9 protein-coding genes are annotated in these 17,073 nt (G+C 58.2%); 1 reads left to right on the forward strand and 8 read right to left on the reverse strand.

Annotated elements, in window-relative coordinates:
• Positions 1 to 4: 4 nt before the first annotated feature.
• From AB4O16_RS10465 to AB4O16_RS10485, 5 genes are all read right to left on the reverse strand, one after another.
• The gene (locus AB4O16_RS10465) at positions 5 to 535 is read right to left on the reverse strand and encodes a hypothetical protein (protein ID WP_460157669.1); all 531 of its coding nucleotides are present in this window, start codon (positions 533 to 535) and stop codon (positions 5 to 7) included.
• Between the two features lie 96 nt (positions 536 to 631).
• Positions 632 to 5,200 (reverse strand): Tc toxin subunit A-related protein, encoded by a 4,569-nt coding sequence (locus AB4O16_RS10470; RefSeq protein WP_460157670.1) that lies wholly within the window; start codon positions 5,198 to 5,200, stop codon positions 632 to 634.
• A gap of 149 nt (positions 5,201 to 5,349) precedes the next feature.
• Complete coding sequence (locus AB4O16_RS10475) at positions 5,350 to 10,488, reverse strand: Tc toxin subunit A (protein WP_460157671.1); 5,139 nt, start codon at positions 10,486 to 10,488, stop codon at positions 5,350 to 5,352.
• A gap of 833 nt (positions 10,489 to 11,321) precedes the next feature.
• Positions 11,322 to 11,681, reverse strand: coding sequence for a PilZ domain-containing protein (locus AB4O16_RS10480; RefSeq protein WP_160389263.1), 360 nt, complete (start codon positions 11,679 to 11,681; stop codon positions 11,322 to 11,324).
• A 231-nt stretch (positions 11,682 to 11,912) separates the two neighbouring features.
• A complete protein-coding gene (locus AB4O16_RS10485; RefSeq protein ID WP_460157672.1) occupies positions 11,913 to 12,296 on the reverse strand; it encodes a tetratricopeptide repeat protein in 384 nt (127 codons plus the stop codon).
• 173 nt (positions 12,297 to 12,469) lie between these two features.
• Here AB4O16_RS10485 and pyk point away from each other — a divergent pair, with 173 nt between their 5' ends.
• Positions 12,470 to 13,921, forward strand: a complete 1,452-nt coding sequence (gene pyk, locus AB4O16_RS10490; protein ID WP_150718762.1) for a pyruvate kinase — start codon at positions 12,470 to 12,472, stop codon at positions 13,919 to 13,921.
• Between the two features lie 208 nt (positions 13,922 to 14,129).
• Here pyk and AB4O16_RS10495 read toward each other — a convergent pair whose 3' ends face one another.
• The 3 genes from AB4O16_RS10495 to AB4O16_RS10505 are packed head-to-tail and all read right to left on the reverse strand — an operon-like array spanning position 14,130 to position 16,943.
• Positions 14,130 to 14,879: an enoyl-CoA hydratase-related protein gene (locus AB4O16_RS10495; RefSeq protein ID WP_150718763.1), complete on the reverse strand. Its 750-nt coding sequence runs from the start codon at positions 14,877 to 14,879 to the stop codon at positions 14,130 to 14,132.
• A gap of 29 nt (positions 14,880 to 14,908) precedes the next feature.
• Entirely contained in the window at positions 14,909 to 15,844 is a 936-nt protein-coding gene (locus AB4O16_RS10500; protein ID WP_460157673.1) for an iron-sulfur-binding ferredoxin reductase, read from the reverse strand.
• On the reverse strand, positions 15,837 to 16,943 hold the full coding sequence (locus AB4O16_RS10505) for a GGDEF domain-containing protein (protein WP_460157674.1): 1,107 nt from the start codon (positions 16,941 to 16,943) through the stop codon (positions 15,837 to 15,839). Before AB4O16_RS10505 ends, AB4O16_RS10500 begins: the two co-directional genes overlap by 8 nt.
• Positions 16,944 to 17,073 lie beyond the last annotated feature (130 nt).

The raw sequence follows: 17,073 nt of genomic DNA on the forward strand, positions 1-17,073 counted from the left end.
TGGACTAAGGCTCATAACTCCGTTCGTCGAGCGTCACTGATTTCAATTCAAGAGGGGCGAGATGCAATTGGACATCGATGTCGGTAATGCGTAAACCACTCGATCCGCCCAAGGCGGACCCATGCAGTTCGATGTCTACATCCTGGTCAGCCGCCACAACCGTGAACTGATAAGGCTCAAAGGGATTCCACTCAGCCTGGGGGTGCTCGGGAATCTTGCCACTCAGATCAATCGGGTCCTCCACTCCGGTGCTGGTCCTGACGATCACCTTGGAGTTTGCGCCATCACCGTAATTCTCATATAGGAATCTCAGCCTGTAGCTCGCCTTGGTCAGTTGTGCGGCTGTAAGCGGGGCCGTGTCGAAAGTCTGTTTAACAGCCGCCTCCCCGTTCATCATCAGATAAAAACCATAAACCGGATCTGAAAATGTCCGCGCTAGCCCCTTCCCGTTAAAGTGCGACCAGTGTTCTTTCCAGCTTGAGGGAAACCTGCCATCCACAATAAGGTTGCGACCCCTGATTTCGTCTTCGTTCATGATTTGCGTCTCTCAATTAATTCATGACACCTGAACTGACATAACGTCGCTCAGGCATTTGCCCATCAACGTCTTCCTGACCAAGGCGAACTCGCCTCAATCACCCAACTTGTCCAATACCGCCTCGGTGTAAGCCGTGCCGCCGGCCTTGGCCAGATAACGCACGTGCACAATGATGTCCGTCAGGCTTTCGATCATGTCGCTCTGTTGCGCCGAAGCATGCCGGGGGAAATGCAATTGCCATCTCGATACAGCCCCCGTGCCTTCAAACGGCAGGTAGCGTTCATCACCGAACATCAACTGGTGCAGGCCGGCATCGTCCAGGCCGCTGCTGATGCCCACTTGCTGATGGCTGCGCAGGTTGAGCAGGATGTCGAACGGCGGCATCTGGTTGCCGTCCCCATACAGGTAGTCAAGCGAGCTCACATTGGCCTTGACCACCGTGGTACTGCCGGTTTGCGTCAACGTGGCGCGCACGTCCTGGTAAGGCCCCAGCACTACGGGCAAGGACAGGGCCACGCTGATGATCTGCCGGCAGTAGTGCCCCGGGTAATCGCTGTCGAACAACTTCTGGGACAACTCGAAATCGAGTTTCCCCTTGCGCAGGTTCTCCAGCACGTCGTCCCAGGTTTTAGACTGAGTGAATTGCCCTTTTTCGAACAGATCGCGCAGGGAAATGGTCTTGGTGAGTTCCAGTCGCCGCTCGTTGCGGTTGAGGAAGTCCCGTTCCAGACGCATCAGGTCGAGCAGCATCGACTCACCGGCGCTCAGGCCGTGACGGTTGTCCATCCAGACATTGGGGCGGATGACGCGCGTATCGAAATCGCCCATTTCGTACTGCCAGCTGGCTTCGGCGCTCAGGCACAACCCGACCACGGCGTCATAGGCCTGGAAGTACAACGTGGCCATCTGGCTCAACAACCAACGATAGAGCTCGACGTTGGTGGCGCGGGTCTTGTAGAACGAATAAAGCTCCTGGGCCTGGTCGTTGGCTTTTTGAGTTTGCTCCAGGCTGGCTCTGGCGGCCTTGAGGGTGTGGTCATGGGCTTCGAGTTGCTGCTCGATGACCTGCAACTCACTCCTGGCCTGGGCTTCGGCGAAGCTCCATTCCTGGCCTCGACGCTGGTAAAAAGCTGTGCGTTGAAGGATCCCGCCTGACACATAAGCAACAGCTGCCGCTGTGGCAAGAACCTCACCTACCGTCGCCATTGCCTTACCTGGCTTGGCATTGCCGTTCGCCAGGCCAAAAATGTTCGGCAGCACTTCCGTCAAACCGGCAGAGATGTGCGGGACAGATGCTGCAAGGCTCAAGCCTTTACCTGTGAGTTCTAACGTATCCCCAAAGATTTCCGGAGCTGACAGCCCATTGCTATTTAGCGCCTCATAGTGCCTGGCCCGCTCCTGAATCATCTTTTGACTTTCCTTCAAGGCCGCTTCCGACGCCTCGAGTTGCTTGATTGTTTCCTCCTGAATGGTCTTGGCATGCCCGCCCAAAGCGATCACATGGCTTTGCTGCAACTCTTCCAGTTGCCCACGATCGCGCAACTCCATCAGTTGACGCACTTCACGTCCAAAGCCGATGAGCGTCTGCACCGCATTCTGCGCGGTAGCCAGCATGGTGCGGAATCGATAGTGCGGAATGTTCAGCCAGCCACCGGCACTGCGCGCAGCCCCCGAAGAACCGCCCGCCTGGGCGCGCAGCAGATCCAGCGGATTGGTCGGTGGGGCATACAACGCCAGCGACATCGGCTTGCCATCGATGGTCAGGTTATGCCGCATGTTCCACAGGCATTCCTCGACGTACTTCCAGATGTCGAGCAACTGGTCGTTGGTGGCCGGGCGGAACGCCTCCAGTCCAAGGATTTCAAAATCGGGCGTTCCCTCTACCCGCGCCGGCAAATTGGCCACATTGACCTCCAGCGACCGGGCAAACGTGTTCAGTGGCGAGGGTCCGGATAGCGACTTGGATGTGATAATCCCATCCGCGGATTTAGGCTTCCAATGGCTCATCGCCTTGGCCGTCGGCGCATTGCCCATCAGCGACAAGGCTCGCACGTATTGCAGCTTCGCCGCCGTGAGGCTGTCCCGGGTCAAGCGCCGATAGAGTGAATCGGCATGGGCGATGATGCAGCGCACATAGCCGACAAAAATGGTTTTGCGATAGTGAATGCGGTTGGAAAAGGCAATCGCATCGGGATCGACCAGCCCCAGCGCTTCAAAGCCGATATCACCCTTTTCCAGCAATGGGCGGCACAGCCAGTAGCGATCGGACGGACTGGTTGCCCCCGGCCGCGCCTCACGAATGTGCGGGTTGAAGATGTATTGAAACCAGCGCTGCGACTCATGGTACTCGCGCGTCTCGCACAGGCGATGCGCGATCAGGAACGGCAGGTGGAAAAACAACTCCCAGTAGAAGGTGCCGTGGGCGCTGTTGAAATCAATCGGTGCCGTCGCAGGAGAAACGCCCGTTGGCTGAGGCTCAAGGGTGTGCTGCGTATTCCACGACAACAGCTCGTCGATGGAAAGGCCGGCCTTGGCGACCAGTTCAGGACCAAACAGCGAGTTGAGGCGTATCCACTTGAGCGTTGCCAGATTCAGCGGCTGAACATCGAGGAACTGTGCACCGCTTGCCTGTTTGCTGATCTGTGGAACGTTACTGGCATTCGGGGCTTGCTGGATTACGATGTCATAGCGGTCACGGCCATAACTGCCGTCGGCACTTTCGCCCCACACAACGCTCAGGGTCTTGCCGACAGGATTACCGGTCCAGCGGTATTCAATCCAGGGGGTTTGGAACCAACCCTTCAATTCGCTCAGTGCTTCCCAATTGTCCGGCGCGACCGTTTCGCCATCCTTCACTTTCAATCCCAGCGTGACTGTCTCCGGACTTTTGTCCAGGGACAACGTGTTGTCCCTCCCAGACATTGGCTCGTACCGACCATCGATCAATGCGGAGAAACCGGCGCCGCCCCGAGTATCCCCGGGGCGCTTCAACCACAGAGATTCAAGTTGTTGATGAGAAAGCACAATGTCTTTTTTGACCGATACCCACTCGTTTTGCGAGGAGAACTCACCCTTGTTGAAGGTCGCCAACACAGCAGGTTTTCCATCAGGGCCATCGAGGCACAATGAAAAGTCGAACCCCGAAGTCGACTGACGGAAACAAGTCAACTTGATCCCCTCGGTTCCCACTCTGGAGATTTCGAAGAAGGTGAGGAACGACTGCACATGCGTCTGCGCCACAAATGCAATTTCCTTCAACTCGTAGGCGGGTCGAGTCAGGTCGCAAACACCCTGCACCTGCAACACATTGACGGTCTCAAGTGCACCCGCGACTCCACTTTGCCGGCTGCTGAAGTTGATATTCAGCGAAAGAAATTTGCTCAGTTTGCCGTCCCTTGAGTCGTCGACAGTTGCGACGCTTGCCGGCGGTACGCGAGTCTGACTGAGCACGGCGGCTTCACTGAGCACGAGCTTGTGCTGCAAACCGTATTGATTGGCAAAACGCCCGTTGGCCAGCACTTTAAGCGAAGCGATGTTGGGCGGTTGCGGTTCGAACAGGGCATTGCACGCGGCGAAAATCCACCCGTGCTCCTGCTCGTCCGCCGCTGCCGCCTGCGCCGTGGGCAAATCCGTAGTGGTGAAACACACCGCCAGCAGGTCATCGACATCCTGTTTAACGCCGGCGTAAGTCACCACCACCAAACGAGCCGACTCCACGGAGGCCTTGGCGAACTGCTTTTTCCCCAGGGTCGAGGGTGTCGACCAGATCCCGTTCACGGCAAGGTAAGAGAGCTTGACCTCGATCTGCCAGGTCCCTTCAATGACCACGTCGTTACCGTCATTGTCCTTTTCAGTGGTGTCCTGGAATTTGATCCCTTCGACCTGAACCACCATCAGGCGACCGGCAAAAAACACCGGGCGGATCGCCAGGACCGTCGGCGCGCCGGGAATACCGACGGGTTTCCATTCGGTCCACGCGGCCGGGTTGAGGAACTCGCTCGCGGTCGTTAATTCAACATGGGCCTTGCGCCAGAAATAACCAAAGGGTTGGACCCGTTGCCGGCCAATGAAGTAGTAATCGGCGTTCTTGAAACTGGTGCCCTTTTCAGTGCCGCTGCCGTCGGTACTGTTGATATACGCCGAGATCAGGTCGAGATTGCAGACTTCTTCGAACTGCTTCAGATGTTCATTAAGCGCAATTTGCACCGAGGCATCTTTCAGGCTGGCCTGTCCGAGGTTGTTTTCCAGCTCCTGGAACGATTCGGATTTTTTCAGGCGCAAGGTCGGGTTGATATAGTTTTCCGGATAATCCACCAGCATCTGATAACCGGCCCAATCACTGATACTGCAATAACGCTGATGCCAGGCTTGCAGTTCTTCCTTTGAAAACAGCTCGGTATGACCGGGTTCCATGCCGCCGTAAATCGCACCGATGTACTGTTGCGCCGCCGCGATAGCCTCTGCCAGGCGCGCTGTTTCCAGCTCCTGCCCGACCTGGCTGTCCATCAACAGGTAGCGATACAAGTCATCGTGCGAAGTCAGTTTCAACTTTTTATCTTCGGGGCGACCTTCGTCTTCTTCTACCGCTACTTGCCCCAGATAAAAGTCTGCCAAGGCCGCACATCGACTTTCTTCCAGCGCGCCAATAATTGATTTGTTCATTATTTTCTCCACTGCGTGGCCGAACGAAACTATCTCGGGGATAAAATTCGCCAAAAAGGTAAGACACACATCAGCAGGCACATCACTTCGACATGAGTGATAACCCACCTTTAAAAATCAAGCTTCAATAAAATGCATTGAACTATCGACTAACTTCTACTGACGACTTCCACGCGATAGTAAGGCGCAGCCAGCCAGTCTGATTTTTCTACACCGTCCACGAAAAACGCAGCATCCAACGTGTGCTTGCCTACTGTAAGATTTGGCTTGAATTGAACACGCCAGCGACCGTCCTTACCCACTATTCCTTGCGCGCAAGTCACAGTGCCCCCAGGTTCCACTACGATTCGGATCTCGACACCAGGCAGTCCAAGCCCTTCAACCCAGGACTCACTTCTGATTTTGACAAATCCAAACGGGTCAGGAGCGGGGTTCGTAATCTGCACCTTGGCAACAAAGTCCGTCACCGTTACCCGCACTTCCTCTGCCCACGCCTCGGTCGTATCGATATGCCGTTGCTTGACCGAAAACACATGCGGCCCCATCGACAGCGGTTCGGGAATTCGTACCGACCACTTACCGTCATCACTGATACTGGTACGCGCCAGTAGCGCACCATCTCGGCCTTCGAATACATAGATCTGTGCTGACGGGCTGCCGGTTCCGGTGAGTAAAGGCTGTACTTCTACGCTATTGCCAGCAACGGGGTACGACAACACCGGCGGCGGTGCATCCAGCCGCCCCGGCAACACCAGCCGCTGATCCAGTCGATTGCAATAGAAGGTCAGGTCGAAAGCACCGTTGCGCAGGTCCTTGCAATCGATGTCCCAGCTGAGTGTTTTATTCTCGCCAATGCTGACGTATGCCCCGGTAGGCGGGCTGAAGAGCATCCCCAGGCCTTTGGCCGAGAACTCGCCGCTCCAGGCCAGCATCGCCCGGGCATCCGTGAGGTCCACCGATGCGGGCAGGTCAATCTCAAACGTGTAGGCATGCCCGCGGATGAAGGCCAAAGGCGCCTGAGTGAAAACCTTGTTGGCGGTGGTATCGGTCAACTTGTAAGCCCACTCGATGGCCGGCACGACTTTGAGATCGAATTTCCGTGTGTAGGTCGGGGTGCCCTTGAGCACGGCGGTCACCTCATAATCGCCCGCCTCATCCGCTTCGAAAGGAAAGGTCGAACGCCCCAGTGCATCGCTGGAAATTTCGACAGTCGCCATCGAGCTACCCTCGATTTTTTGCACTGTCCACTCAATCGGGCAATTGGCAATCAGCCGCGACTGGTTGTTTGCCTCCTCCCGCACGGTGACCCACAACAAGGTCGGCGTACCAGAGTCGGCCACGGGGTACAGGTAGTCGGTGGACTCGCCGTGAATCACTGCGTCTTGCGCCACGTACAGGTCCAGCCGTTGCTCGCCCATCTCGACCTTCGCCCTGAACTTCTGGTCTCCGGCTGCTGGTGCGTCGACAGTGACCTGTGCAATACCCTCGACCGAAGTCGTACGCTCCCCGAGGCTTGTTTCCCCTTGGAAGAATTCGACTTTCACGTTCGGGAAAGGCTTTTTATCCAGCCCTACAACAAGACAATTGAGGACCAATGGTCGCCCGACAACAGCCATCGAGGCTGCCTCCAGGTGCTTGATGGAGGGCTTGTCGACAAACGTGATGTTGTTGATGACCAGTGAATCCTTGGTGCTGTAACTCGCCACCAGACTCGCTTTCTCCACGGGCTCCATGCTTCTGACCCTGGTGCGGGCAAAGCCCTGTTCATCGGTCATCACCACCAGCGGATCAGCAACCACACCTTTGCCGGCGAAGGTCACGGCACGGTCACGCCCTGGGTTGTTCCGCGAATCGACAAGCTGTACATACACAGGAAAAAACGCTTGTCCGCCGGCCAGGAACTCATCCCCGTCTGCAGGATCTTCAGTAGCGTCAAGGCCGAAGCCCAAAGTGAACTCTTCGCAATCGATCAGGATCTTCGGTGCATACACCGTTTGCGCCAGACCATAGGTACCCGTTACCTGCACGGCGCCCATCCATGGCCCTTTCTCCGGTTTGAAACGGATCACCGCGCGGCCCTCATGATCGGTGACGGACACCGAATCCATCAGGCCCGGGCGATCACTGCGCCAGGTCACGGTGATGTTCGGCAGGACTTTGTTGGTCAGGTCGCGCAACGTCAGCTCAATCAGTGCGACCTGATTCGGCGCGTTGGCAATCAAGGTATCGTTGATGCACCGGATGTCGTGGGTCGCACTCTGGCCGATTTCACCGAACACCTGCGACTCACCCTGTACCGCCGATTCGGACAGGCACTCCACGACATGCTCGGCCGCACTGCGGCAGGCCGACTTGTCACTGTCCGGGGTCAACGCGCCCAAGCCGATAATGGCCTTGGCATCCAGCCCGCTGCTGGCGGCCAGCCCGCGGATGCGGATCACCGTGTCCAGGCTGACCAGATCCCGCACCACCGGCATCGATGGGTTGAGATAAAGGATGCACTCCAGCACCTCCCGTACCCCCCACTTCACCACTTCAGCCAATTTGCTTGCAGCCGAATCACGAATCAGGCGTAGATCTTCCGGGGTCAGATAGGTGGGTAGCGCATTCACCAGTTCCAGGTAGTGCAGCAGCTTTTCAGCAGGCTGGCCGGTGTAGGTCACCACTCGCTGGAACAAGGTCAGGTAATACAAGGACGTCAGGGAAAGTTCTTGCGGGTGCTTGAAGCCCAGCCACCGCCAGTTCTGTCGGGTGGTCAGGGCGACCAGCATCGCCGAGCTGAGTCCCAGTGTTTGCACGACGTCCGCACGTCGCACCAGATGCGCCAACAGGCTCAACACCTCATCACCGACATTGACCTTGTCAGCCCCTGAGGTCACCGCTTCCAGCGCTCGCGTGGTCTCAAGCAGCAATAGATAAACACCGCCGCTGTTGACCCATTTCAACAATGGCAGGACCAGGTCCTGGGCAAGGCTCAGGTACACCGACAAGCTTTCCTGTACCACCGCATTCTGGGCGTCCCTGGCCTGTAGCAGCAGCGCCAGAATCACCTCACTTGCGCGTGCGGCATCCGCTTGCGGCACCTCTGCCAAAGTCACCGCGGCTTCGATTTCCGCACGCGCCAGGCGCTCGTATTCTTGCGTATCGTCGGTGAGGCTCAACACCAGACCATCCGCATCAACGACCTCTTCGAGCAGTTCCAGCCATCCCGAAAAATTCTGATTGTTGTTGGCCGGCACACCCGCTGCCCGTAGCGCCTCTTCAGAGAGCCGTACCGGCTGCAGGCGCTTGTGCAATTCCTGTAACAAGGTTGTGTCCGCTTCGGTGGCCAAGGGTGGCGCAATCACGGGCGCTACGTGTTGTACCAACCAGGACACGCTCAATTCATTTTCCTGACACCATTGAACACAGGCTTGCACGGCATGCATCACACTCAACAGATCGCCGCTGCTGGCGGCACCGCTGACCCGCACGCGCGACTCGCCCAGCACCCGTTGCAGCAGTTCACTGCCGCCCTTGTCACTCAAGGCCTCGAGCAAAGCGGCCAATTCAATAGGGCTGATACGCAGAAAAGAAGCCAGCAACACGTGCCGATACAAGGAGGAAAGCACAGGCAAGCTGCACGTCAGCTCCTCTGTCAGGTTGTGACTCTTGGCCACGAACCGCGCCAGGTACCGCCAGACTTCCTGGTTGAGGCCCAGGCTGCTGCAGATATGGTCGATCGTGCGCTTGTCGGCACGGGTCTGCGGGTCGATGGAAAAGGGGGCGTTATCCACCTGCAAAGGCGTGTCGAACAATGCCTGGGCATTGAAGATCCGGTCGAACTGCGAAGCCTCTTCTCCTCGCCCGTACGGCGAGATCTCGTCAATCAACGCCGCAAATTGCTCGGCAGAGCACTTGAACCGCAGGCGAAACTCCTGGAACAGGCCGATGACACGCAAGGTGTTGTTGGTGATCCTCAAGGGTTTTTCCGCAAAAGGCTGCCCCGACACTTTCGAGTCAATGAGGTCAGACCTTTGCTCTGCCCGGATCGCGGCGATCACCAGGCGATCACTTTGATCGGGGGGCAATTTCAACCAGCGGTTGAGCCGCAACATCCGGCTCATGCGCTCAAAACGGTTATCGGTGCTGTTCACAAATTTTCGCGTACCACTGGCCGGCGGTGTCAGGTCCATCGCTTCGTCAGTTCCATCGTTGATGAACACCGAGCCAAATACTTTGGGGGACGCTGCTGGCATTGAGTCCGGCGCAATGTTGTCCGTAAGACTGGGCAAACAATCTTCGATCGACAAAAAGGAGGTGAGCGTTTGTGCATCGATGGAGGTCTGGGCACAGAAGTGCACCGAATCCTTCAATGCATCGCCGGTTGAGCCAAAGTCTCTTTTGTAGAAAGGTACAAAGTCCCCGTTAGCGGGTAAAAAGTTTTCGAGCAGCAGCCGCTGCCCCTGCGGCCCGATGTTGCAGGATTGGCGAAGCGCAATGTCCGACAGGTTTCCGTGAACGCCTGTCTGCTTGAAATAAGGCGCCGTCAGGTCAATGGCCCGCACGACTTCACCCAGCGACAGCTTGTTTTCCTCCAGTACCTGCTTCCATTGCTCGGCGTACCACTCGAACGGCATGCTGCGCAGTGGAAAGCGTGTTTCCAGCAAACGGTCATCGACCACTTTGTCGTCCGCATTCGCAGGGGCAGGGTTCTTCTTTATGAAATCTTTGATGATGCTTTCCAGCACCTCGTTGACCAGGGTCACCGTCGGTTTGATCTGGAACATGCTCACAGAATCGATAAGAAGATCGTCAAGGTCCGGCCGCCGCCCGTCCAGCGTGATGTAATCTTTTTTGCTCCCCGCGCGATTCTCCAGGTCCCGGGCCATGATGATCAGCCTGACAAAATAAGCCGCTGGCGAGATGCTTGAGTCCGGGCTTTGAGAGGGACTGGCTCCCTCCCAGTCAGGATCGAACAAATCGTCAAAGGTCGGAGCATCCTTCACAAGCGCCTGAACCCCGGTGCGGTGCAAGGGATTGCGCGGCTCATGTGTAACCAGGCGCTGTTCGCGAAACTGTCGAGCGGTGTACACCGCCAGGCTCTGCGCTTTCTCCAATAACAGCTGCGCGTCGCGGCTGTGCAATCCGAATGTTTCCACTAACTGTTGACTGTCCAATTTCAGTAAATCGAACACCGAGCCGCCTTCGCTGACGAAACGTTGATAGCTACTTTGAATTATTAGCTCATCGGTGCCTGGAATCAGGTCCAAAAGTTGTTTGAGAGACGGAGTAAAATCACCATTCATTGAAAGTTACCTACTAACTTGGGATTGACACCATGGGTGGCACGAAGGAGCGGATTTGAACTGCGATCTCGTTTCAGTATATTTAAGCTGAATGTGACATGAGAGTAATCTGTCATAACTTACAGTTGCGACGAACGGCAACCCCACCAGAATCATTGCTCCACCTGCAAGAAGATAGCGAGTTGGAAGTAACTTTCCGGTTTGCTGAAGGAATCAACTTTATTAGATTGATTAAAGTTCAGCGTTTGGCGAAATGAGACCATGCGCTTCATCTATAGATGACTGGGAGCGTGCCACGGGATAATTAGATGGCTCGCCAGAGAGGCAGATTAAGAGGGCGGAGTTTTTACATAGAACCAGCCAGTTGTACCCCGAGGACCGTCATCATCTCCAGCGTTCTTTCGCAATTGAAAGTCTAGACAATGAGGCCCTATCGGTAAGCGCTGAGTCGTGTTGTAGGAAGGAGAAGAAACATGATAGATCTTCGGCCCCAGTGGTTTGAAATCAAGGAGAATTCCACCGTAACCGTCATTTCTTCCCGTCACAGAAATGGGCGAAAAATATCCAATGCCCCCATTGGGCGAGTCCGGCATCGAGAATCTTGTATCAGCGGTAGGCTCCGCAGGGTCAGAATGGCTAGCCATGGAAACGCTCCTTATCGGTTGCAAAACCCTGGTTTGACCAGGGAGGCTGTAACCTCTATTTAGCGCTTGCATACACCGACTGCCTACTGTCAGAAATTACAGGTAGGCCTCTAAAGCATCCAAAAAACACAACCGTTCGTCGCTTCGACTTACTGCCTTGCCCCACTGAGAAACGAGTCCAGCAAGCCCTCACGCCGAAGCCGGCAACGACTGAAAACTGAAGTACTGCTTCAACGCCCTCACCAATTGCCCATACTCCGGCGGTGCCCGTTGCAGGCTGAAACCGGCGTCGTAATGGTGGGGAGTCGCGTCTTCGTGGCACCACAGGCAACAGGCCTGCAGATCGATGATCCGCTGGCCGCCTTCGGTCGCGGGAATTTTCAGGCGCAGGTCGAATTCGGCGCCGATCAACATCGGCAGCTGGCTGATCAGCATCAGCCCGTCTTCAGAGACATTGCCCAGGTAGCCGATGGGTTTGCCGGTGATGCCGTTGAACACTTTCAGGAAGTACGGCAGCTGATGCCGCTCGATTCGGCGGTCGGTGAACATGTGCGTTTTCGCTATGCCAGGCTCTTAAGCAGAGCCGCACTACTGCTTCGGAACGGGTGCGCATTGAGACGTGGCCCGCTCTCCCCGGTCCCGGTGCGCCAACGTTAGCAGCGCATGATCTTGCTTGTGCCGGTCACAGGTGTTGCCCCGATAGAGGCGAGGCTCTAAAACCGGGTTCTTCAACTATAGCTCAGCACCGCCGGTGGGCCAGCGACCGCATGCCAACCGTCATCAGAACTGCGTCGGTTTTACCGCTGCCGCGCTGCGCAACGGGTAGTGGCCCAGGCTCTGCAAGGTTTCCAGGCGGGCACGGGCGCGATAGGCGTATTCGCTTTGCGGATACGCGGCGATGATGAACTGATAGGTCTGGGCCGCGTCAATGAACATCTTCTGCCGCTCCAGGCACTGGCCGCGCATCATCGACACTTCCGGCCACACGTATGGCCGCGCGCGGCTGTCGCGTTCGACCTTGGACAGTTCGAGCATCACCTGCTCGCAATTGCCCCGGTCATAGGCGCTGTAGGCGTTATTCAAATGGTGGTTCATCGCCCAACGGGTACAACCGGTGACGCTGAGGGCGCTGATGGCAAGGGCGGCAACGAGAACGAAACGCATGGGAAAATCTCCTGTCTTGAACGCTGTATCGACCCACGGTCGGAAATCTTCAGGCTGCCGGGACGCAAAGTTGCAGGGTTCAATAAAGAAAGAAATAAGTAGTGCAAACGAACAATGACTACAACTTCGGAGCATAGTAGCCTCACTCAGCGCTTGAACTCAGGAGTCTTTGCATGTCCGTCCGTCGTACCAAAATCGTCGCCACCCTTGGCCCGGCCAGTAACTCGCCGGAAGTTCTCGAACAGCTGATCCTGGCTGGCCTGGACGTCGCCCGCCTGAACTTCTCCCACGGCACCCCCGACGAGCACAAGGCTCGCGCGAAGCTGGTGCGTGACCTGGCTGCCAAGCACGGTCGCTTCGTCGCCCTGCTGGGTGACCTGCAAGGCCCGAAAATCCGTATCGCCAAATTCGCCAACAAGAAGATCGAGCTGAAGATCGGTGATCAATTCACCTTCTCCACCAGCCATCCTCTGACCGAAGGCAACCAGCAAGTGGTCGGCATCGACTACCCGGACCTGGTCAAGGACTGCGGCGTGGGCGACGAGCTGCTGCTCGACGACGGTCGCGTGGTGATGCGCGTCGATACCGCCACGGCCACCGAACTGCACTGCACCGTGACCATCGGCGGCCCGCTGTCGGACCACAAAGGCATCAACCGTCGCGGTGGCGGCCTGACCGCTCCGGCCCTGACTGAAAAAGACAAGGCCGACATCAAGCTCGCCGCAGAAATGGAAGTCGACTACCTCGCGGTGTCTTTCCCGCGTGACGCCGCCGACATGGAATACGCCCGTCAACTGCGCGACGAAGCCGGCGGCACCGCCTGGCTGGTGGCGAAGATCGAACGCGCCGAAGCCGTGGCCGACGACGAAACCCTCGACGGCCTGATCAAGGCCTCCGACGCGGTGATGGTTGCCCGTGGTGACCTCGGTGTGGAAATCGGCGACGCCGAGCTGGTGGGCATCCAGAAGAAAATCATTCTGCACGCACGCCGCCACAACAAGGCCGTGATCGTCGCGACCCAGATGATGGAGTCGATGATCCAGAACCCGATGCCGACCCGCGCCGAAGTGTCCGACGTAGCCAACGCCGTGCTCGACTACACCGACGCCGTGATGCTCTCGGCGGAAAGTGCTGCTGGTTTGTACCCGCTGGAAGCCGTTCAGGCCATGGCGCGCATCTGCGTCGGCGCCGAAAAGCACCCGACCAGCAAGACCTCCAGCCACCGCATCGGCAAAGAGTTCGAGCGCTGCGACGAGAGCATCGCGCTGGCGACCATGTACACCGCCAACCACTTCCCGGGCGTGAAGGCGATCATCGCGTTGACCGAAAGCGGCTACACCCCGCTGATCATGTCGCGCATCCGTTCCTCGGTGCCGATCTACGCATTCACCCCACACCGCGAAGCCCAGGCTCGCGCGGCAATGTTCCGTGGCGTGTACACCATCCCGTTCGACCCGGCTTCGCTGGCACCGAACGAAGTCAGCCAGAAGGCGATCGACGAGCTGGTCAAGCGCGGCGTCGTTGAGAAAGGCGACTGGGTCATCCTGACCAAGGGCGACAGCTACCACACCACCGGCGGCACCAACGGCATGAAGATCCTGCACGTTGGCGATGCGATGGTCTGAGAGACCGCTTGCTGAAAAACCAAAGCCCCGCCATGTGAATGGCGGGGCTTTTTGTTTTCTGATCCAACCGGTGTGTTGTCTGATCGGGCCTCATCGCGGGCAAGCCCGCTCCCACACTGGCCCGGGTTGTTCACAAATCATGCGACCAACGCAAAACCCTGTGGGAGCGGGCTTGCCCGCGATGAGGCCGGTACAGTCAGCGAAAGATTCAATGCCGTTTGATGAACCCCGTCAACGCCGCCAGCGCCTCCGGCGATCTCAGCCGCTGGGTAAACAACGCCCCCTCCTCTTCAATCACCTTGCGCAACAACTCTCGATCCGGCGCCTTCATCAATTGCTTGCTGATCCGAACCGCTTCCGGTGGCAGCGACTCGAAGCGCAGCGCCATCTCCCGCGCCTTGGCCAAGGCTTCTTCGCCACTGCCCAGCGCTTCGGACGCAATGCCCCACGCCGCAGCCTGTTCACCATTGAAACCCTCACCGAGCAGCAACAACTCCGCCGCTTTCGCCTGCCCGAGCAAGCGCGGCAGGATCAGGCTGGAGCCGAACTCCGGACACAGGCCAAGGTTGACGAACGGCATGCGCAAGCGCGCATCGCGGCTGACATAGACCAGATCGCAATGCAGCAACATCGTTGTGCCAATCCCCACCGCCGCACCGGCCACGGCGGCGATTACCGGTTTGCGGCATTCGAGCAGATTGAGCATGAACCGGAACACCGGGCTGTCGAGGCCGGTCGGCGGTTGCTGGATGAAATCGGCGATGTCGTTGCCGGCGGTAAAGCATTCGGCGGAACCGCTGATCAGCACGGCATTGATTTCGGGGTCGCTGTCGGCCTGTTTCAACGCCTCGGCCAGGTGGCTGTACATGGCGCGGGTCAGGGCGTTTTTCTTGTCCGGGCGATTCAGGCGCAGGGTCAACAGGCCGCGTTCGCGTTCAACTTGGATGGCATCGGTCATGGCAGGTCTCGCGTCTGAAAAGTCAGCGCTCAACCACGGGGCAGGAACACATCGGCCAGCAGTTGATTGCGCGGCAATCCCGCCAGGTAAAGGCGCCGGGCAAAGGCGTCGACACTGTCGGGGGCTCCGCAGAGTAAGGCCAGGGTTTGCCGCGAAACAAGGCGCAGTTGCGCCAAAGCCGCAGGCAACTCGGCCGGGGTCCACAGTTCGACGCTCAGGTTCGGACGGCTGGCGACCATGGCCTGCAGGGGTTTGTCCAAATAGTGCTCATCGGCATCATGGGCCAGGTGAATGACGCGGATCGCACCCTGGTGATCCTGGCGCAGCGCTTCGCGCAATACACCAAACAAGGGCCCCAACCCGGTGCCGGCGGCCATCAACCACAGCGGCCGGGCGTGCCAGTCCGGATCGTAATGCAAGGCGCCGCCGCGCAGTTCACCGAGGCGGATCGGATCGCCGATGCGCAATTGCCGGGCGGCATCGCTGAATTCCCCGGGCTTGCGGCAATCGAGATGAAACTCCAGAAAACGGTCTTCCTGCGGCAGGCTGGCGAGTGAATACGGCCGCGCCACGCTGCCCGCCCACAAAACCAGGTGCTGACCAGCGCTGTAGCGCAAGGGTCGCTGGGGGATTACGCGTAGACGCAGGACCGTGGCACTCAACCAATCGACGGCAGCGACTTCGGCCGGACGGCCATCGGTTTGCGGGTCGAAGGCGTGTACCTGCAAATCCTCGACCACCTGGCACTGGCACGCCAGGCGCCAGCCTTGCTCACGCTGCTCCGCGCTCAAGGCATCCGGGCGACTGTCACTCGGCAGCCCCCGCACACACTGCACCAGGCACGCATGGCAACTGCCGGTGCGGCAGCTGTAAGGCACAGGCACGCCGTTCTGATTCAGCGCGTCGAGCAGATTGCTGCCCGCCGCCACCGACCAGTGGCGCTCGCCGACCCGCAGTTCAGGCATCGACGATCTCCCACGCCGCCGCGCAGCGATTGCGGCCGTCACGTTTGGCCCGATAGAGCGCCTGATCGGCCCGATGCAGGGCGTCATCGAGGTCGTCGCCGCGCGACAGCAAGGTCATGCCGGCAGACAGGCTGAGATTGCGCACATTCAGACCGATCAACTCGACATCGGTGAACGCGATGCGCAGCCGTTCGCAGCACGAGGTCAAACTGTCGGCATCGCAATCGGGCAACAACACCACGAACTCTTCACCGCCGTAGCGGGCCAGAACGTCACCCTCGCGCAGGCACGCGGTGGCGACGCCGGCAAAGGCTTGCAGCACCTGATCGCCCGCGGCATGACCGTGCAGGTCGTTGATGCGTTTGAAATGGTCGAGGTCGATCAACGCCAGGCCGTGCACGACATCGGCGTCCATGGCGTGCAATTCGCGCGACGCCAGGCGCAGGAAGTGCCGGCGATTGAACAGACCGGTGAGCTCGTCGGTGGCCACCAGGTCTTCGAGCTGGCGCATCATCCCGCGCAACGTGTCCTGGTGCGCCTGCAAGGCAAAACGCCGCTGGCGCATACGCTGCCGCGAGGCCTGGACGTAACGTGCATACAACACCAGCCACACCAGCACGATGAACAGCACACAGACCTGCAACACCGCCATGGCCGGGTCGGGCAACCGGAAGTGGTAGCCCTCCCAAAGCGTGATCGAACTGAAACTGAATAACACCAGCAGCGCGCAACGCACAAAGGACCGGCGCGACAGGTGGAACAGGCCGAACAGCAGAATCAGCACGTAAAACACCAGGAACGCGCCCCGGGCTTCGTCCAGGTGGGCGATCAGCCAGGTTTGCCAGCCCAGCCCCAGCAACACTTGTGCCTCGGTCAGGCTGGGGTCGGCAAAACGCAGATTGCAGCCGCTGTAGAACACGGCGAAGAGGATGACCTGACTGGTCACTACCAAGGCGCTGCCGATGGCGACACTGGACAGCGGCGCATCGTAGTGTCCGGTAAAAAACGCCAGCCACAACAACAGCAATGCCAGGGCATAGGTGCCGGCCGCGAGGGCGAAACGTTTGAGCAACAGGCGCTGGATGGCGTTATGGGTCAATCGTTGACTCACCAGATGAAAGGAGACTGACAGAGCGTCCTACTCTACAGACCGCATGTCACTTTAGTGGCGTGGCCGATAAATGACCATTCAATTTTCGGGATGGCCTTATGCGACCAACGATTGACTG

It is taken from the genome of Pseudomonas sp. S2_H10 (assembly GCF_054668285.1).

Excerpts from the sequence above, each read along its gene's own strand:
- AB4O16_RS10465 (WP_460157669.1), bottom strand. The coding sequence starts at position 535 with ATGAACGAAGACGAAATCAGGGGTCGCAACCTTATTGTGGATGGCAGG.
- AB4O16_RS10470 (WP_460157670.1), bottom strand. The coding sequence starts at position 5,200 with ATGAACAAATCAATTATTGGCGCGCTGGAAGAAAGTCGATGTGCGGCC.
- AB4O16_RS10475 (WP_460157671.1), bottom strand. The coding sequence starts at position 10,488 with ATGAATGGTGATTTTACTCCGTCTCTCAAACAACTTTTGGACCTGATT.
- AB4O16_RS10480 (WP_160389263.1), bottom strand. The coding sequence starts at position 11,681 with ATGTTCACCGACCGCCGAATCGAGCGGCATCAGCTGCCGTACTTCCTG.
- AB4O16_RS10485 (WP_460157672.1), bottom strand. The coding sequence starts at position 12,296 with ATGCGTTTCGTTCTCGTTGCCGCCCTTGCCATCAGCGCCCTCAGCGTC.
- pyk (WP_150718762.1), top strand. The coding sequence starts at position 12,470 with ATGTCCGTCCGTCGTACCAAAATCGTCGCCACCCTTGGCCCGGCCAGT.
- AB4O16_RS10495 (WP_150718763.1), bottom strand. The coding sequence starts at position 14,879 with ATGACCGATGCCATCCAAGTTGAACGCGAACGCGGCCTGTTGACCCTG.
- AB4O16_RS10500 (WP_460157673.1), bottom strand. The coding sequence starts at position 15,844 with ATGCCTGAACTGCGGGTCGGCGAGCGCCACTGGTCGGTGGCGGCGGGC.